The following is an 18,079-nucleotide window of genomic DNA, read 5'->3' as shown; positions in this document are numbered from 1 at the left end:
GAGGTTAATCAATCAGGTTGCAAAATTAAGCAATTAATTTTAACCTACAAATACTTTTTATTATCTATCTTACTTCTTGGACTTTTTTATTTTTTCACTGATTTTCTTTGCTCTTTTTTCACTGTCAGGGTGACTGGAAAACATTTTAGATTGCAAACTTTTATCAGAACCAGCCTTTTTTTCCATTTCAGCAAATTTGGTAAATCCAGTTACCAGAGCCTGTGGATCTTTTCCTATAGAAACTAAAAATTTGTATGCGTAATCGTCCGCAGCAGATTCCTGAGTCTGCGAAAACTGAGCTCCTGTTAAATTTTGGGCAACGGTTCCAATATCAGAATTAACCATAGCAGATACAGAACCTTGAGTATCTCCCGCATATTTGGCTGCAGCTTCAGTTAAAAGGGCTTGTTTGAATGCTTTTTTAGAATGTTCTAATTTAACATGACCTATTTCGTGTCCTATAATTCCTAATAGTTCATCATCTGTCATTATATCCATAAGAGATGAAAAAACACGAACACTGCCATCCGGACAAGCAAAAGCATTAATATCAGTTACATAATAAACTTTATAATTTAAATTCAGCCCATCATAATTTTTATAGGGTCCGAATATCCTTTCCAAACGCTCTGCATAAGCTTTCTTTTTTTTATCTTTATCCTTAGTCGAACAAACCGGATTGTTTTCATCCATATACTTAACAGATTTTGCAGCTGCGCTTGCTATTTCTTCATCTGAAACGGTAAGAGCTTTAGAAACATTTTTCACTGCATCTATCTTTCCCTTCCCTATGCTAGTTTTTCCTATTTTAATTTGAGCACTGATACCAGAACACAGTAAACAGGCAACCGATAATGTAAATAAAACTTTTTTCATAATAAGTAAAATTATTTATTTGTTTAATAAAACAAATATGGCATTTTTTTTTATATTAATTAGTATACATTAATAATTTTTCCCTAATTAATCTAAATACTTAATGAATAAAATTCTATTGAATGACACTTAAAAAAAATTAAATTTCTTCTATGAATATATGAGTATAAATAAACAACCGCTTAAAAATTACTCTTTAAGCGGTTGTTTTAAAATATTTTTATTTTTTGAAAATGCTAGACATTAAATCTGAAATGCATCACGTCACCATCTTTTACAATATATTCTTTTCCTTCAACGGATAATTTTCCTGCTTCTTTTACTTTTGCTTCAGAGCCATAGGTAACAAAATCTTCATAAGCAATTACTTCTGCCCGAATAAATCCTTTTTCAAAATCTGTATGAATAACTCCGGCTGCCTGAGGTGCTGTCCATCCTTTTTGAATAGTCCAGGCTCTTACTTCTTTTACTCCCGCAGTAAAATAGGTTTGTAAATCCAACAATCTATATGCCTGACGTATTAAGCGGTTAACTCCTGGTTCTTCAAGTCCTAGTTCTTCCAAAAATATCTGTCTTTCCTCATAGGTATCCAGTTCGGAAATATCTGCTTCGATTTGTGCAGCTAATACAATGACTTCGGCTTTTTCATCTTTAACTTTTTCTTTTACCTGATCCACAAACTCATTGCCATCTTTGGCTGACTTTTCATCTACATTGCAGACATATAAGATAGGTTTGAATGTAAGTAATTGAAGTTCTGATATAACGGAATAAGTAGTATCATCAGTTTCAAATTCCCTGGCATTTTTTCCTTGTTCAATAAATACGATTAATTTTTCCAGTACGGAAACTACAATCTGTTCTTCTTTGTTACCTGCTTTAGCTGCTCTTTTAGATTTATCCAGTCTTTTTTCTATCGTATCCAAGTCTTTAAGCTGTAACTCTATATCAATAATCTCTTTATCTCTTACCGGATTGATAGAGCCCTCTACATGGGTAATATTGTCATCTTGAAAACATCTCAATACATGTATAATGGCATTGGTTTCTCTAATATTTGCAAGAAACTGATTCCCTAATCCCTCTCCTTTACTGGCTCCTTTAACCAAACCTGCAATGTCCACAATCTCAACAACCGCCGGAAGTACTCTCTCCGGATTTACAAGCTCTTCCAGTTTATTTAAGCGGGGATCCGGAACCGATACTGTTCCTACATTAGGTTCAATAGTACAAAACGGATAATTTGCCGATTGCGCTTTTGCATTAGATAAACAATTAAATAAAGTAGACTTTCCTACATTGGGTAAACCAACAATTCCACATTTCATATCTTGAAAAATTTGTGCAAAGATAGAAATATTTTATTCTTACCGAATAGTATATCTTATCGAATCTTTAATAATAAATTTTTACTATTTTTAATATTTGTAATTTAGGCTAAAGTTTCTGTTTTACATACTTATTTCTTAAAAAGACAGATAGAGGCAACAAAAAAACAGCCTTTCAGGTTAAACCACAGAATTTAAGCTGTTTACTTACTATATATTATGATAATGAATGTTAAAGCTATACTCAAGAATTCGAAGATTAATTTTTATATTTTCTTACTCTCAGTCAATGTTCAAGCCCAAAATACAAACCGTTGTGATCCTATAAAGGAAGAATTTGCCACTGTGTTTTCGGGATCAAACTCACTACGTGACGCAGGCGGGGTTGAAGAAATAATAATGAATGATAAATTACATATTCAGGGAGTTCCCGGTTCAAATATCCTTATCGGCAGCAAAGAATATACTATTCCTGATTCCGGATATTTATTAGTTACTGAAAAGTTTCCGATAGCTACTCATGAATATTCAGATAAAATTGTAAAAATCAAATCTGATAACCCTAATACATTTATTCGGGTTGAAAGAAACAATCCCTACAGTAACAGCAGCTTTACGCTGATACCTAAATCGATGTGGGGGAAAGATTATTTAGTTCCCGGATATCCGGATCAATCGAAAAAATATAAAGTACAAAGTTTCATAGATATTTTTTCTATAAATAAAAAGAAAACACAGGTAACTATAAAAGATTCAAACGGTGCAATTGTTGAAAAAATTAGTTTAAAGGCAGGACAAAACTATGAATTTAACAGTATCGAGGATCTTACCGGTTATTCGGTAGAAGCATCAGATATCGTAGGAGTAATCAGTGGTAATCATTGTTTGCGAATATCTGCTGCCTGCGATCATACTGCATTAATGTTAAAAGATAATACGCATTTAGATAAAAAATTTTATAATCCCGGAAGTTCATTTTTTAGTTCTACTACTATCCATAGAATAGTCGCGTCAAAAAATCAAACAACTGTACAAATTGATAAATCACAAACTAAAACGCTAAATAAGGGAGAATTTTATCAGTATACTCATGAAAATCCACATACAATAGAATCTTCATCTCCGGTACTGGCTTATTCTATATTTGACAAAAGGGCTTTAGGTTCTCCGGAATATTCCCTGGATCCATCTATTTACTTCATTCCTTCTGAAAATCAAGCAGTTAATCTCGCACAGTTCTCTTTTCCAGAATATATGATTTATTCCAAAGATATAAAGGTTATAATGAGAAGTGACATGACAGATTATTTATTATTAGATAATACCCCCTTATCTGTAGATTGGAAAACGTTTAGTGCTGATACCTCTTTATCAACTGCTACTCTCGAACTATCCGATTTACACCTTCATACTTTATCTGTATCCAATAAAAAGGCATATTTTATACCTATTATGATGGCTCGTGGCTGGGACGTAAGCCTGGCAAGCCTAATTAAAGATGGATTTACTAATTTAAAATCAGGTGAAAACCCTCCTTGCCCGTTACTTATACATAACGGAATGAATGCTTGGGAACATAAAAATGCTGAAATTCAGGAAATACGACCTAAAGACATAATTTTGAATGATTTTCATCAACCCATCATTGTAGAAAAAGAGGAGATTGAACTTCTTGTATTTGATAATGCAGAAGAAGACGGAGACATCATATCCGTTTATTTGAATGATCAGCTGGTATATCCTGATGTTAATGTCTTAAAATCGGGTACTATTTTGAAATTTACACTGGAAAAAGGAAAAAATAACATCATTATTAAAGCGGAAAATGAAGGAAGAATATATCCTAATACAGCCGGGCTTACTTTTGATGACGGAACCACCCGGCAAACTATAATTCTTCATAATAGAAAGGGACAAAGCAAAAATCTAACTATTATCTCTAAGTGATTATACATCCGTTAAAAAACTTACGGAGTAAAAAATTTAACTTAAAAGTTTAATTGGGCCCAATCTCTGGCGCCTTCAATTTTCTCTTTTACGTTTCCTTTTTCATCAATTAAAAAAGTAGTAGGAAAAGCTCTTGCAAGAAGTGCTGCATCTATAGGACTTACTGCCTCGTAGACAGGAAATGAATAGTTATTTTTTCTTAAATATTGTTCAACCGAAGCCCTGTCATCTTTCATATATATCAATACAAACTGTATTTCATTCTTTTTCTTCTCATAAAGCTTTTGTATTTCCGGCATTTCTTCCACACAGACAGGACACCAGGTACCCCAGTAATTTAAAAATATTTTTTTACCCTTAAATTCTTTAAAATTAACATCTTGAGTATTAACCCCTTTTAAATCAATCGAATATTGCTGATCCGAAAGTTTATCTATTGTTGAAAACTGACTTTGAGCATTGGTTGACTGCATTTTTTCCAATACTTTTCTTAAGGGAGAGAAAAGTAAAGCAATAACAATGATAATAAATAAAAAATTTACTATATAAATAGGTTTTATTTTCATAAAAGCAGTTTATTATAGTCCTTGAATAAGATGCAAGATCTCATGAGAGATAGTTTGTCCTTTATCAGTATTGTAAAAATTTTGTAAATCTTTGGCAAAATCATCATGTGTATAAGTTTCCGGCTGAGCTTTATACTTATCCAGAAAAGGCTGTAAAGGTTTGGGGCGTGGTCCCCAATGAGCAATTTCTTTAAAATCCTGATCTAATATAATAACGATAGGTATTGCTTTTCCTCCCCGGGTAAGATATTGATTTATTAAACGTTCATCCTTGTCCCTGAAAAATATTTTTAATTCTATCTTATCAGAAGACTCAGCGAGCTTGTTTACTACAGGTACACTTTGTGCAGCATCGCCACACCATCCCTCAGAAATAACAAGTATATTTATTTTTTTGGAAATAGATTTTAATCCGGCCACTGTAGCCTCATCTAACTTGATAGTTTTATCATTTCTGTGAATTCTGCTTAAATTCAAATGAATATAGTCCGCAAGTTTTCTTTTTTCTTCGTCTTCAGAGTTTTTATCCTGCTCTTCCTGCTGAGTAATTAACTCTTTATATTCTTGATAAGTAACCGATTGATTCCAGAAATAGTGTAAATCTATAGTATTTTCCATTATTATTTTATTAGTTTATGTATCTTAATTTTATTTCATTGATTAGTAAACATTAAAGAACTTATAATTGCCTGATACAATGTTATAGCTTCCTAACTTTATTAAGTAATGAAAAGTCTGCAAGTATCATCGCAGCTAATGCTTCTACAATAGGCACGGCTCTGGGAACTACACAAGGATCATGCCTTCCTTTTCCATGAATAACTGTGGCTTTTCCGTGTTCGTCTATAGTAGACTGTTCTTTCATTATGGTAGCAACCGGCTTGAAGGCTACATTAAAAATTATATCCATACCGTTTGATATTCCTCCCTGAATTCCTCCCGAATTATTGGTTATCGTTTTGCCTCCTTCTATAAAAGCATCATTGAGTTCGGAACCTGTATGCTCAGTTCCGTTAAAACCACTTCCTATTTCAAAACCTTTTGCGGCATTAATGCTCATCATGGCATGGGCCAGGCGGGCTGATAATTTATCAAAAATAGGTTCACCAAAACCAACAGGCACATTTTTTATAACACAGGTTACTACTCCTCCTATGGTATCTCCATTCTTTTTTATTTCTGATATACGCTGAATCATTTTCTCAGCGGTATCGTTATCCGGACAGCGGACAATATTATTTTCTGCTTCTGACAAATCTAATTCATTGTATGGTTTTTCCAACTTAATGGTTCCCACAGAAGAAACATAAGCATTTATCTCAATATCTGCAATTAATTGCTTGCACAAAGCTCCTGCTGCTACCCAGTTGGCTGTTTCACGGGCTGAAGTTCTCCCTCCTCCCCGATGATCTCTGATTCCATATTTTTGAAAGTACGTATAATCAGCATGTGAAGGCCTGAAAACCTGAGTGTTATGTTCGTAATCCTTAGATTTTTGATTGGTATTTTTTATTAAAAAACCAATGGATTGACCGGTTGTTTTTCCTTCAAAAATACCGGAAAAAAATTCCACTACATCATCTTCTTTCCTTTGAGTAACAATTTTAGACTGACCCGGACGTCTTCTGTCCAGTTCTTTTTGTATACATTCAAAATTTACAGTCAACCCTGCCGGAAATCCATCAATAATTCCACCAATAGCGGGTCCATGACTCTCTCCAAATGTCGTAAGTTTTATTATTTTTCCTAGCTCATTAAACATAAAGACAAATATAAGGAAAAATTAAATCGTAGCACCAAGTGTTTTTCTTAGCTTTTCAACAAAATTTATCTGACAAACTTTTAGGATCAACTCAGATAAAAGCTATTCAATACTAATTTTATAACTCATATATAGTATAACGGCTAAGTACTGGTATATAAAATTTTTTAGTGTCTGAAAGGTCTGATACAATCGTAAAACTCCACGTAGCAATATCTTCTAAAGCAATAAAAATTAGTCTGCCTCATGATTCTCTATATGTCCTTTGTCTGTTACTTTGATAATTCCCCCTGTAGCACAGTGGCAAACAGAAGTGTCTAATAAAACTTTATATCCGTTCAGCTCGTCTTTCGTTGTGGTTTGCTGCCAGGAAATCGGAACTGCTTTACAAGGAAGAAATCCTCCGGGTACAGGTTTTAATTTACATAAACCGAAAGGCTTTATATGAGTCTGGGATTCTTTATCTTGTTCTGTAGCTATGGCCTTATTTTCAATAAAGAAAAAATTCTGGCTGGTTACATGTAATTCCGTCTCAATAGTTCCCTGATTACATTGTAACAAAGCTTTTTCTGTTATTTTTTGCGCCATTTTTTTATTTTTTAAAATTAGGTTTTAATCATCCAATAAAAAACGGGAGGTAAATCCGTTCGTATCTTTTTTATCATTTTTTGCAATAGAAATATTGTGCTTACGGGCATAGTCTTCAAATTGTTTTTGCTCAAACTCTTCCCACTCTGACCGGGTATAGTTTTTTCCTTCATAAGTTTTATAAATACTAGAAGTTTTTTTATCTTTTTCCTTATCTGAATTGTCTTTGTATTCTTCTGGTATATACTCTCCAAAAGTATGGGTAGATTCTTTTAACACTTTTCCTGTTCTTCCATCCAGTTCCACATCCTGTATAATTTGGTTTCCGTATTTATCTATCTCTTTAGTATCCCAACTTAGGTACCAGATTGGATGGTTATTTTCGTTTTCACGCCACACTCGGGTAAAAGGATCTAATAAATCTACCTTACGATTTTCCATCCAAATTTTCACCTTTCCCCAAGAGAACTCTTTATAAGGAGCATCAGAATCAGTTTGTTTAGTTATATTTCCATATTCATCATAATCAACTATAATTCCTTTTGTAAAAGCATTACCGTGAAATATTAGAGCTTTTATCTTTATATTTCCATTCAGATAATAATTACATCTTAAAATAAAAGGATCATCTTTTTTTAAATTTCTACCCAGTACTCATCTTGTACTTTTCTTAAAAAGTATTCTTGATTATCTTTTGTGTATAACCAACTGCCATTTTTTTGATGTTTGTTAAATTCTTCTATATTAAATTTTTCTATCATTGTAATATTTTTTGTATTGGGTTTACTTTCTTTTTGTTCCTGTCCGCTACAAGAAATAACAAACCCACTAATAGAAAAAAATGCTAACAGTTTATAGAGATTTTTTTTATCTAAAATACAATTCATAGACTTAATCATCCAATAAAAAACGGGAGGTAAATCCGTTCGTATCTTTCTTATCATTTTTTGCAATAGAAATATTGTGCTTACGGGCATAGTCTTCAAATTGTTTTTGCTCAAATTCTTCCCATTCTGACCGGGTATAATCTTTCCCTTCATAGGTTTTGTATGTAGAAGATTGTTTTTTGTTTGCTAATTTAGAATAGATCAATTCATAATCAGCATATGTTCCAAACCCTTCAGAGCCGGATTTTTTGCCTTTAAACTCTTTGACTATAAGCACTTCACCTGAGTCCCCATCTAATATAATAGAATATATACCTTTTTTATTATCATAAATTCCTTCAACATTTTCCAAACACCATATTTTTTTTGTTCCAACTGGGTATTGTTGTGTTTGATTAGTATCTTTAATAAATTCTCTTTTAATTATAGGGATGGGAATATCTTTATTGGGATAAGGATGATTATTAAAAGAATTTATATCTGTTTTCACATTTAGAGTTTTTAAGTATTCTTTTACTCCTTCCCATTTAAACTTAAATTCATTATCATAATCAATAGATTTTATTAATTTTCTTCTCTCATTATATTCTTGTTCTTCTATTAAAAAACCATAAACAGATTGTTTTATCTTAGTTAAAAGATTTCCTTTACCATCATATGATATATATTCTAAATAATCACTATTTAAGTATTTAATTTCAGAGGTAAAGCCATTTTCCTCATCTCCCTCAATATAAATTTTTTTTCCATTTTTAACCTCATCTAGCTTATAATATATCATATTAGGTTTTTCGTCGCTAAGCACTTCACTAGAAACGGCTCCCTGTACTCGATATGATATTTTTTGTGCATGATTTTTTATATAATCAAGATCTAACTTTTCTATTGTTTTTCCCATCTTTATATTGCTCCCTACGTTTTTATTTAAATTGTTGTTATTCTGCCCATTACACCCCAAATAAAAAATGCTAAGGCTCATTAAAAATAATTTTTTCATTTGTTTATGTTATAAAGTTCCACAATCTTTTCCATTGCCATACAGCAGTACTTATGACAGGAAATATTCTATTTTCAATATCTGAATAATCCATAATATTATCTAATTCAGACTTAATGAAGGTATATTTACCATCATTATCAAACGTATGATATAAACTCATTGAATGTAATGTTTCGTGAGCTACTGTACTATCTGAGAAACCATTAGTTAAAATAATTACAGCACGATGAGAGGTACCAATACCATAAGATCTTCCATATAATCCTCCTAGAGAATCATCTATAAAATATATTTTAAAATACGATGAAAATTTAGAGTCTGTTCTAATCATTATTCTATTTAATATTTCTATAACTTCATTGCTACTAGCACCTTTATTTCTATAATTATTATTAAATAGTTCTCTTTCCGTACTATTTAAACTATTTATAGCTATATTCCAATTTTCAAAAATAGGCTCTATCAAAGCTTGATTTAAATATTTTTGCAATTCATCTTTTCTTGAATTAATATCTAACGAGCGAAATTCATTAGCTACACCTCTTTTAACTTTTATTAAAGCAATATTTACTTTTTTTCTATTTTTTACACCATTAGGTAATATTTTAATTTGCCCTACTTTACAATCTTCTCCGCTTTTTGAAATACACTTTACATTTAGAAAAATAGGATTTTCGTGTTCTTTCACATTTGTTATTTGCAAGTCATTGTAAATAGTATGCTTTCCTTTAGTCTTTTTTGAAAGCTTATATTTATTCAGAGTATAATACTTTCTATCCAATTCATATATTATACTTTCAGGTTCTTCTTCTATTATTACTTTCAATGTAAACTTAGCACTATTATTGGGCATTACCGTTAATATGGGAACAATATAAAAATCTTTTTTCCAAGGAATAGAAAATACGGTAAACTCTTTCATTAAAGCAGTATATTTCGCATTATCCTTTTTAAATACTCCTCCAGAATATATTTGATGTAAGTTTCCTGTTGAATCTCTATAATTTCCTATAATATCTCTATACCAAAATTTATCACCGCGACGGCCTGTATCATTATCCCCCATTCTAATCCAGTCAAAACCAAATTCTCCATTCCATTTATCATGTGGTCTAAACATTACCACACATTTAGCCTTTATTTCTTCCCGCTGGGGTTCGTAGTCACTACTTATATTACTCAAAGAATTTTTAGTTTCTCCTTTCATTTCGGCAATGCCCTGAGAATTTAACGTAGCCAGCTCGTCGGAATGTAAAAATAGTTTCTGTCCTCCTTGTACAAAAGTTTCCGGGCTTTCAATTTTTATTTCATTTGCAGAGGATAGTAAGGCTTTTCCTGCCTGGGTATGGTAATAGTTACTCACCAGCTGCTGCATAAACGGAGTGTTTACCAGCATCTTTTGCATAATATCCAGCGTAGCCTGGTTCCCTACCGTAAAATGCAGGTCATTTCCTACCTGCATTTTCATATTCTCTCCGGCTGTTATTTCTATATCTTTGGGTGCATTTACTTTAATATTTCCCTCTCCATCCATGAACATTTTATTTCCGCTGGGATCTTCTATCATTATAGAGCCCTGACCTTCGGCATCATTAAATACAATCTTGGCTCCGCTTCTCGTTTGTATCACTTTTATATCGTTTCCTTGGGTATAATAAGCGGCAATCTCCCCTCCGTTATAGGCGGTTCCTAATACAATAGGACACTCCGCATTACCCCCCTGAAACGCACATAACACTGTTTCTCCTATCTCCGGATTCATATAGGTACCCTTGCCTGTTCCGGCATGGGGCTGTATCAACTGTATCCAGGGAGATTGCTGATTATTCGGCTTCTGCCAGACAAACTGTACCCGTACCCTACCCATCTTTAACGGATCCTGATTATCCGTTACCGTGGCATGTTGCAACTCGGCTTTAGGGAAGCAGGCAGCATTGTAGTAAGGAGGGACACTTAAATCTTTAGGTACACCGGTAAAACTGTTGATATAGCCCCCGCCATCCGAAAATTCATGAATTATTTCCAGAATCCGGTACGATTCTATCGGAGTTTTTCCTGTTTTAAACACTTTGTGACCCGGCATCCAAGCATTCATCTTTGCGATGTCGCCCACCCGTAAGTGAGGGTTATTGCTCGTAGCTTCTACATACACTAGGTTTTGTTTATGCTGCCTTTCCCTAAGTACCTGACGCTCTATTTCCAGCTGGTGTTGATGCATAAGACTCCCCAGATAATGTCCGGTGGGAGAAACCGTAAACAAACCTTCGCTGGTATTGGAGGCTGAACGCTGGAATGGATTTTCCGAACTTTGTACTCTTGAGTGAGAAGAGTCTATCGTATAAGATGAATTTTGTTGGGGATCGTAACCTGTATAACTGAATTTCTGAGGCAGGGTTTTGAGCTGAACATCGTAATCGTAAACATCTTCTCCTTCCAATACTTCCACTATACGGCTCCCCCAGCTACTGAAGTGGTATTCTTCTCCTGAATAATAAAAATATTCTCCAAACCTTTCCGACAGATGGCATAAAAACTCAAAATCGCTCTGATTATACTGTACAACATAGCTTAAGCTTTCTTTAAAATTAGGGTTTACTTTAAAGCGAATTAAATCCTGAGGATACCTTCGGGTGACTTCTTGTATTATCTCTTCAAAGGTTTTGTCTTCAAAACTACGGCAATGAAGGCCATTTTCCATAAGCACTGAGGGGGATGTTCCCTGAAGTATCACATGGCGGATTCCCTTATTTTTCCTGCTGGAAATGCTAGAAATAACACCCGTCCATACAGATGCCGTTTTCCCGAACTGTCGAAATTCAAAGGTTATGTGACTCCCTAAATACTCACGCGAATTCTCTAAAAGATATCCGTCCGATTCTCCGAATTCATCCGGATCCGCTGTAAGGGTAAATTCATGTTCCCCCTTGATTCGTTCCACTAACCTCAGTTCAATATGTGTGTGAGTAAAAAATGGTTGGCTCTTAATATGAACTCTTATATGAACCAGATGCGAATCTCCATAACGATTGTCTTTACTGCCTCCGTAACGGGCGTAATATTTTTTTTCTTCTTCTTGCGGTAAAAGGCGAAACGGAAGACCGTTAAAATCTTCGGGATCATACGTTTTCATGAAATCAGTTTATTTACATTTATAAAAAATCGAATTATTTAAATACCAAAAATAAAAATTATTTTCAAGATAATAATAAAAATAAAATTAGATTTTTATTAAAAATAAAAACAATGTTATACAAATTAAACAAAATAATAAGGATATTACTTTATTAAAAAGTATAATTATATTTTATAAGGAATATGCGTTTGTTGACTATCGGTAAGCAATATTTCACGGTGAAATACACAAGGGATCGTTCCTAATTATTTGTATTTAAAAAGAAATAAAATCAACCGCCAAACCATCCTTACAATTAATGCCATTTTGACATTCTTTCTACTTCATATTTTTAAATATTTATTTTCAGAAAAATAGTAATGGAATATTCAACACTATCTTATTCATTTATAGCTTCTTTATTTACATAATAGCATAGGTTTATAACAATTCTAATATGAACATAGAAATCATCTATATATTTTAAGATATGAGGCATGGTTATTGGTGAATTTTAATGAGAAACAATGGTTACTAATACCATTAAACTAAAATTATAATTTATAAATATGAAAATTGGATTTGTAGGATTAGGAAAAATGGGCGGTAAAATGGTAGAACGCCTTTTAGATCATGGACATGAAGTTGTAGTTTATAATTTAACAGCTAAGGAAGTGGAAGAAGCTGCTGCAAAAGGCGCAATTCCTGCTTCCGACCTACAAGATCTGGTTGGAAAGCTTGAAGGAAGAAAGCTTATCTGGCTTATGGTTCCCGCAGGTAAGCCTGTGGATGAAAATATTGCGGAATTAACAAAACTACTGGGCAAAGGAGATATTATCGTAGATGGTGGAAACAGCTATTGGAGAGAAACTGTAGAACGTGGGAAAAAAGTTAAGGAATCCGGAATACACTATCTGGACTGTGGTACCAGTGGGGGTGTTTGGGGACTTCAAAACGGTTATTGTCTTATGTATGGAGGAGATAAGGATGCTTGCGATTTTGCTGAACCTATATTTAAAAGTCTTGCCCCCGATAATGGCTATTTACGATGCGGTGAAAGCGGTTCCGGGCACATGGTAAAAATGGTTCATAACGGTATTGAATACGGAATGATGCAGGCCTATGCCGAAGGATTTGAAATTATGAAAAATTCTCCTTACGATGTAGATTTGGAAAAAATATCTAAAGTATGGATGCAGGGTTCGGTGGTTCGTTCCTGGTTATTGGAACTGATTGGAAATGCCTTAGACGGTAACGAAAATCTGGAGGGTATCAAAGATTATGTTGCTGATAGTGGAGAAGGTAGATGGACCGTACAGACAGCTATGGACTTTGATGTTCCTGCGCATGTAATTACAGCTTCTTTATTTACCCGTTTCGAATCCAGACAGGAATCATCATTTGCCATGAAATTATTGGCTGCTATGAGAAACCAGTTTGGTGGACATGAAGTAAAAAAAGATTAAAATTTAGTATAAATTACTATTTATAAATGTCTCAAAAAAATATTAAAAACCAAATATTAGTGATTTTTGGAGCCTCCGGAGATCTTACATACAGAAAACTAATTCCTGCTTTGTTTGATCTTTATAAGCAAAAATCACTACCTGAAAAATTTGCTATTTTAGGGGTTGCCAGAAGTGCATTTACGGATGAATCGTTCCGTGAAAAAATGAAAGATGGAATTATTCAGTTTGCCAACGGAAAACAGGATCCAGAAGAAGATATTTCATCTTTTTTAAATAAACTGCATTATCTTTCTATCAATACTGATCAGGAAGAAGAATATGTAAAACTGAAAGAGAGGCTTGAAAGTCTCGACAAAACGGAATTTACTGAAGGAAACTACATCTTTTATTTATCTACTCCCCCTACCTTATACCCACTGATACCTAAATTTTTAGCAAATCAGGGGTTAAATAAAGAAGAGGAATTTTTCCGAAGAATAATCATTGAAAAACCTTTTGGTACGGATTATAAATCAGCTGTTGATTTAAATGAATTATTAAAGGAAGATTACAGAGAAGATCAAATCTATAGAATTGATCATTATCTGGGTAAGGAAACGGTTCAGAATTTGTTGGTTACGCGTTTTGCCAATGGTATCTATGAACCGCTCTGGAATCGAAATTATATTCATCATGTAGAAATTACCGCTGCCGAAAGTTTAGGTATCGAAAACAGAGGAAGTTATTACGATCATTCCGGAGCTTTACGGGATATGGTTCAAAACCATTTAATGCAATTATTGGCTCTGGTGGCTATGGAGCCTCCGATGTCCATTGAATCTGAAGCCGTCAGAAACGAAAAATTAAAGGTTTTTCAGGCTTTACGTCCCTTAAAGGATGATGATTTGTTTAAAAATGTGATTCGGGGTCAATACACGTCTGCTAATATCAAGGGACAATATGTTAAAGGATACAGGGAAGAAAAAGATGTAGCTCCCGATTCCCGAACAGAAACCTATATTGCCATGAAACTATTTATAGACAATTGGCGATGGGCAGATGTACCTTTTTATTTAAGAACCGGAAAAAGATTACCCACCCGGGCATCTGAAATAGTCATTCATTTTCGTCCGGCTCCGCAAAGGTTATTCCCTGAAATTGCAGATTCCAGTAGTGACAGTAATCAGCTGATTCTACGAATTCAACCCGATGAAGGAATACTTTTGAAAACCCGAATGAAAGTTCCCGGAAACGGATATCAGGTTAAAAATGTAAATATTAATTTTCATTATTCGGATTTACAAAATACGTATGTTCCCGATGCTTATGAAAGACTGCTCCTGGATTGTATGACAGGTGATTCTACCCTATATATAAGAGGAGATGCTGTGGAAGCTACCTGGAAATACGTGCAACCGATTCTGGATTTCTGGGATAAAACTCCGGATGCTCCGCTATACGGCTATCCTGCAGGTTCCTGGGGGCCTGTACAAGCTGATGACCTAATTGAAGCTTGTGGATACGGATGGAGATATCCTTGTAAAAATTTATCCGATGATGGTATATATTGTGAATTATGATAAAAGAAAATATAAACGTTTATAAAGATACACAAGATCTGAGTGAAGGATTCACTCTGTTTTTACTCAAATTACTGGAGGTTTATCCGCATGTAAATATTTCATTGTCAGGGGGCTCTACTCCTAAAGTCTTGTTTGACTATTGGGCTGAGCATTGTAAAGAAAAAATCGACTGGAATAAAATTTCTTTTTTCTGGGGAGACGAACGCTGTGTTTCTCCTGATGATGAAATGAGTAATTTTAAAATGACTAAAGAACATTTATTTGATCAATTACCCCAAATTAAAGATAATTCAATTTTCAGAATTAAAGGAGAATCCAATCCTGATGAGGAAGCCGTAAGATACAGTAAAATTCTTGCTACAGAATTATTAACCAAAAATTCTATTCCTAGTTTTGAGCTAGTCATACTCGGAATGGGAGATGATGGTCATACAGCATCAATTTTTCCCAATCAGATCCAGCTTTGGAATGAAAAGTCCAGTTGCGTGGTCGCTTCACACCCAGAAACCGGAAAGCAAAGAATCAGCCTTACAGGAACCGTTATTAATAAAGCACAGCATGTTGCTTTTCTTGTAACGGGAGAAAATAAAGCAGAAAAAATAAAAGAAATGATCGAAAACAGATCGGTTGCTAAATCTAAATATCCCGCAGCTCTAGTTAATCCGGAACAAGGATACTTATATTGGTTTCTGGATGAAAAAGCTGCTTCGCTATTATAGAAATGATATCAATATAAAAAAAAGAGATAGCTTAAACTATCTCTTTTTTTTATATCTCTTATTTATCTATTTATCAATGAAGCTTATGATGTATTATAATATTTTGCAAAAAAAATCTTAACTATTAATATAGTTAAGATTTTTTTTGCAGAGAGGATGGGATTCGAACCCACGATACGGTCACCCGTATACTACCTTTCCAGGGTAGCCTCTTCAACCACTCGAGCACCTCTCTGAATTAGGTTGACAAATGTAGAATTTTTTTTCCAAACAGCAAAAACTATTCTTTAATTTTCCATAACAATCTCGCACTACTTGAAAAAACGGAAAATATTACCGATTTATAAAAAGGTATGATTGTTGACATTCACAAAAAGTTTAAAATGAAAATATAATGTAATTATGAAAAAAAAACTAGTTATTATCTTAGGAACCCTTACTTTAGGTTTTTTTCAGGCTCAGGAAGTTAATGAAATAACTTATCTTCTTAATAAAAATTCTGTAGATGCATTTCACTTTACCCAAAGTACTTGTAATAAAAATATTATTAATGACGCATGGAAAAACTTCATTAAAGAAAATAAAGGTAAAATCGGCGGTGATTTAACGGCAAAGATTTCCGGTACCCATCTTCAATTTAATTCTGAAAATTTATGGGACGCAGGTATATTTTATACCATTGAAAAGAATAACCCTAATATAGAGGTATATATGTACTTTAAAAATGCTGAGGGTAATTTTTTGAGCACTTCTAATTCTCCTCAGGATATAGAAATAGTTAAAAGCAAATTACAAAAATTCAGTAATACGGTTAATCTGAATTGTACAACCTCTGATTTGAAAACTTCCTTATCTGTTAAGGATAATCTTACTAAAGAGTTAAATAACAATAATGCTAAAATTAAAAATTTAACTAAAGAAAATGCTAAAATCCAAAATGATCTGAAAAAAGATTATACTGCTTCTGATATTACAAAAAAAGATTTTAATAAAATACAGAAACAAAAAAATAAACAATCATCCAACGAATTACAAATTCAAAACCTGCAAAACAGGAATATTGAAATTGAACAAGAGCTAAATACCAAGTCTCAGGATATCACAGATATTCAAAATAAATTAAAGGACATTAGAAATTAGAATATTCAGCCTGACTAAAATTAGTCAGGCATTTTTATTGTTAATAAACAGATATTTCACCTGCTATCTGTGATTCAAATTCTTTTTTGAGGTCTTCTGATTTGTATTTTTGTCCTAAAAGCCACATCAGCTTTGTTGTAGCAGCTTCTAAAGTAATATCAAATCCGTTACAAACATTTAAGTCAGTAAAAATAGTACTGTTATGATATTTACCAATACTTACACTTCCTCTCACACATTGGGTAATAACTACTATTTCTTTACCCAAATCTTTAGCTTTTTTCAAATAGTCTATCGTTTCTTTATCCGATGGAATATTACCGGAACCAAAGGTTCTTAGTATTAATCCTTTTATTTCCGAATTTAGCAATGAATATTCCAATAAACGTTTGTTTCTTCCTGGAAAAAAACTAACTACATCAATATTAGGTTCAATATCTGTATTAAGATTAAATTTAGAGGACGGCTTAAATAGGTTTTCATTAAAAATTTCAAGATTAACTCCAGATTCACCTAAAATAGGATAATTCGGAGAAATAAATGCATCAAAATGTTCAGAAGAAAATTTAGTGGTTCTGTTGGCTCTATATAATTTATGTTCAAAATATAAACAAACTTCCTGAATAACGGATTGCGAATTTTGATATAAACTAGCATAGTATATGCTCGTAATTAAGTTTTCTTTTGAGTCTGTACGAAGCTCTCCAATCGGTAACTGAGAGCCTGTGAATATTACCGGCTTTTTTATTCCCTGTAGCATAAAGCTCATCATAGATGCTGTATAAGACATTGTATCTGTACCATGTAATACTACAAATCCGTCATAATATTCGTATTTTTCTTTTAAGAGCAATGCCAGAAATTTCCAATCTTTGATTTCTATATCTGAGGAATCAATAGGATTTTCAAATTCATAAAAATCAATATTCGCATTGATTAATTTTATTTCGGGAATGTGATTAATAATATTACTGAAATCAAAAGGAATCAGTACTTCTGATCCGTATTTTTTCATCATACCTATAGTTCCTCCCGTATAAATAAGTAAAATTCTTCTCTTCATAAGAAAATTTTATTTTTTAAGGCTAATTTATGAATTAATTAACAGCTTAAATTATTATTT

Annotated in this window: 16 protein-coding genes and 1 tRNA gene; 5 read left to right on the top strand and 12 right to left on the bottom strand. The window is 33.1% G+C overall.

Annotated features, from left to right (window positions below; translation table 11 throughout):
• Window positions 1-69: 69 nt before the first annotated feature.
• Entirely contained in the window at window positions 70-876 is an 807-nt protein-coding gene (locus EQ921_RS07970; RefSeq protein ID WP_128152759.1) for a M48 family metallopeptidase, read from the bottom strand.
• A gap of 236 nt (window positions 877-1,112) precedes the next feature.
• A complete protein-coding gene (ychF, locus tag EQ921_RS07965; protein WP_128152760.1) occupies window positions 1,113-2,204 on the bottom strand; it encodes a redox-regulated ATPase YchF in 1,092 nt (363 codons plus the stop codon).
• Window positions 2,205-2,429: 225 nt separating this feature from the next.
• On the opposite strand from ychF, the gene EQ921_RS07960 reads away from it, so the two are divergent.
• Window positions 2,430-4,151 carry an IgGFc-binding protein gene (locus tag EQ921_RS07960; protein ID WP_128331237.1) on the top strand — a complete coding sequence of 574 codons (1,722 nt, stop codon included), beginning with the start codon at window positions 2,430-2,432 and terminating at the stop codon, window positions 4,149-4,151.
• A 41-nt stretch (window positions 4,152-4,192) separates the two neighbouring features.
• Here EQ921_RS07960 and EQ921_RS07955 read toward each other — a convergent pair whose 3' ends face one another.
• The 8 genes from EQ921_RS07955 to EQ921_RS07920 all read right to left on the bottom strand — a co-directional run bounded on the left by EQ921_RS07955 (window position 4,193) and on the right by EQ921_RS07920 (window position 12,084).
• Complete coding sequence (locus EQ921_RS07955) at window positions 4,193-4,717, bottom strand: TlpA disulfide reductase family protein (RefSeq protein WP_128331236.1); 525 nt, start codon at window positions 4,715-4,717, stop codon at window positions 4,193-4,195.
• Window positions 4,718-4,729: 12 nt separating this feature from the next.
• Complete coding sequence (locus EQ921_RS07950) at window positions 4,730-5,335, bottom strand: thioredoxin family protein (RefSeq protein ID WP_128331235.1); 606 nt, start codon at window positions 5,333-5,335, stop codon at window positions 4,730-4,732.
• Window positions 5,336-5,417: 82 nt separating this feature from the next.
• Complete coding sequence (aroC, locus tag EQ921_RS07945) at window positions 5,418-6,479, bottom strand: chorismate synthase (protein ID WP_128152764.1); 1,062 nt, start codon at window positions 6,477-6,479, stop codon at window positions 5,418-5,420.
• Between the two features lie 234 nt (window positions 6,480-6,713).
• Window positions 6,714-7,067, bottom strand: coding sequence for a DUF4280 domain-containing protein (locus EQ921_RS07940; RefSeq protein WP_128331234.1), 354 nt, complete (start codon window positions 7,065-7,067; stop codon window positions 6,714-6,716).
• Window positions 7,068-7,091: 24 nt separating this feature from the next.
• On the bottom strand, window positions 7,092-7,508 hold the full coding sequence (locus EQ921_RS07935) for a hypothetical protein (RefSeq protein WP_128331233.1): 417 nt from the start codon (window positions 7,506-7,508) through the stop codon (window positions 7,092-7,094).
• A 194-nt stretch (window positions 7,509-7,702) separates the two neighbouring features.
• Complete coding sequence (locus EQ921_RS07930) at window positions 7,703-7,954, bottom strand: hypothetical protein (RefSeq protein ID WP_128331232.1); 252 nt, start codon at window positions 7,952-7,954, stop codon at window positions 7,703-7,705.
• A gap of 4 nt (window positions 7,955-7,958) precedes the next feature.
• Window positions 7,959-8,951, bottom strand: coding sequence for a hypothetical protein (locus EQ921_RS07925; protein WP_128331231.1), 993 nt, complete (start codon window positions 8,949-8,951; stop codon window positions 7,959-7,961).
• Window positions 8,952-8,955: 4 nt separating this feature from the next.
• Window positions 8,956-12,084 carry a type VI secretion system Vgr family protein gene (locus EQ921_RS07920; protein ID WP_128331230.1) on the bottom strand — a complete coding sequence of 1,043 codons (3,129 nt, stop codon included), beginning with the start codon at window positions 12,082-12,084 and terminating at the stop codon, window positions 8,956-8,958.
• 551 nt (window positions 12,085-12,635) lie between these two features.
• Here EQ921_RS07920 and gnd point away from each other — a divergent pair.
• Genes gnd through pgl form a run of 3 tightly spaced genes read left to right on the top strand, consistent with a single transcriptional unit; the run spans window position 12,636 to window position 15,816 of the window.
• Window positions 12,636-13,532: a phosphogluconate dehydrogenase (NAD(+)-dependent, decarboxylating) gene (gnd, locus tag EQ921_RS07915; RefSeq protein ID WP_128331229.1), complete on the top strand. Its 897-nt coding sequence runs from the start codon at window positions 12,636-12,638 to the stop codon at window positions 13,530-13,532.
• A gap of 26 nt (window positions 13,533-13,558) precedes the next feature.
• Complete coding sequence (zwf, locus tag EQ921_RS07910) at window positions 13,559-15,094, top strand: glucose-6-phosphate dehydrogenase (protein WP_128152769.1); 1,536 nt, start codon at window positions 13,559-13,561, stop codon at window positions 15,092-15,094.
• Window positions 15,091-15,816, top strand: a complete 726-nt coding sequence (gene pgl / locus EQ921_RS07905) for a 6-phosphogluconolactonase (RefSeq protein WP_128331228.1) — start codon at window positions 15,091-15,093, stop codon at window positions 15,814-15,816. Before zwf ends, pgl begins: the two co-directional genes overlap by 4 nt.
• Before the next feature lie 148 nt (window positions 15,817-15,964).
• Here the strand turns inward: pgl and EQ921_RS07900 are convergent.
• Window positions 15,965-16,051, bottom strand: a tRNA-Ser gene (locus tag EQ921_RS07900).
• Between the two features lie 167 nt (window positions 16,052-16,218).
• Between EQ921_RS07900 and EQ921_RS07895 the strand changes: the two genes are divergently transcribed.
• Window positions 16,219-16,956 carry a hypothetical protein gene (locus EQ921_RS07895; protein WP_128331227.1) on the top strand — a complete coding sequence of 246 codons (738 nt, stop codon included), beginning with the start codon at window positions 16,219-16,221 and terminating at the stop codon, window positions 16,954-16,956.
• Window positions 16,957-16,996: 40 nt separating this feature from the next.
• Here the strand turns inward: EQ921_RS07895 and EQ921_RS07890 are convergent, their stop codons facing one another.
• Window positions 16,997-18,019 (bottom strand): asparaginase, encoded by a 1,023-nt coding sequence (locus tag EQ921_RS07890; protein ID WP_128331226.1) that lies wholly within the window; start codon window positions 18,017-18,019, stop codon window positions 16,997-16,999.
• Between the last annotated feature and the right edge of the window lie 60 nt (window positions 18,020-18,079).

It is taken from the genome of Apibacter sp. HY039 (assembly GCF_004023655.1).
GTDB classification, from domain to species: Bacteria; Bacteroidota; Bacteroidia; order Flavobacteriales; family Weeksellaceae; genus Apibacter; species Apibacter raozihei.
The sequence above is the reverse complement of the archived record's forward strand: the minus strand, read 5'-3'. Positions and strand labels throughout refer to the sequence as shown.

What these genes read in the sequence shown, in the direction of transcription:
- EQ921_RS07970 (WP_128152759.1), bottom strand. Translation starts at nt 876, where the DNA reads ATGAAAAAAGTTTTATTTACATTATCGGTTGCCTGTTTACTGTGTTCT.
- ychF (WP_128152760.1), bottom strand. Translation starts at nt 2,204, where the DNA reads ATGAAATGTGGAATTGTTGGTTTACCCAATGTAGGAAAGTCTACTTTA.
- EQ921_RS07960 (WP_128331237.1), top strand. Translation starts at nt 2,430, where the DNA reads ATGAATGTTAAAGCTATACTCAAGAATTCGAAGATTAATTTTTATATT.
- EQ921_RS07955 (WP_128331236.1), bottom strand. Translation starts at nt 4,717, where the DNA reads ATGAAAATAAAACCTATTTATATAGTAAATTTTTTATTTATTATCATT.
- EQ921_RS07950 (WP_128331235.1), bottom strand. Translation starts at nt 5,335, where the DNA reads ATGGAAAATACTATAGATTTACACTATTTCTGGAATCAATCGGTTACT.
- aroC (WP_128152764.1), bottom strand. Translation starts at nt 6,479, where the DNA reads ATGTTTAATGAGCTAGGAAAAATAATAAAACTTACGACATTTGGAGAG.
- EQ921_RS07940 (WP_128331234.1), bottom strand. Translation starts at nt 7,067, where the DNA reads ATGGCGCAAAAAATAACAGAAAAAGCTTTGTTACAATGTAATCAGGGA.
- EQ921_RS07935 (WP_128331233.1), bottom strand. Translation starts at nt 7,508, where the DNA reads ATGGAAAATCGTAAGGTAGATTTATTAGATCCTTTTACCCGAGTGTGG.
- EQ921_RS07930 (WP_128331232.1), bottom strand. Translation starts at nt 7,954, where the DNA reads ATGAATTGTATTTTAGATAAAAAAAATCTCTATAAACTGTTAGCATTT.
- EQ921_RS07925 (WP_128331231.1), bottom strand. Translation starts at nt 8,951, where the DNA reads ATGAAAAAATTATTTTTAATGAGCCTTAGCATTTTTTATTTGGGGTGT.
- EQ921_RS07920 (WP_128331230.1), bottom strand. Translation starts at nt 12,084, where the DNA reads ATGAAAACGTATGATCCCGAAGATTTTAACGGTCTTCCGTTTCGCCTT.
- gnd (WP_128331229.1), top strand. Translation starts at nt 12,636, where the DNA reads ATGAAAATTGGATTTGTAGGATTAGGAAAAATGGGCGGTAAAATGGTA.
- zwf (WP_128152769.1), top strand. Translation starts at nt 13,559, where the DNA reads ATGTCTCAAAAAAATATTAAAAACCAAATATTAGTGATTTTTGGAGCC.
- pgl (WP_128331228.1), top strand. Translation starts at nt 15,091, where the DNA reads ATGATAAAAGAAAATATAAACGTTTATAAAGATACACAAGATCTGAGT.
- EQ921_RS07895 (WP_128331227.1), top strand. Translation starts at nt 16,219, where the DNA reads ATGAAAAAAAAACTAGTTATTATCTTAGGAACCCTTACTTTAGGTTTT.
- EQ921_RS07890 (WP_128331226.1), bottom strand. Translation starts at nt 18,019, where the DNA reads ATGAAGAGAAGAATTTTACTTATTTATACGGGAGGAACTATAGGTATG.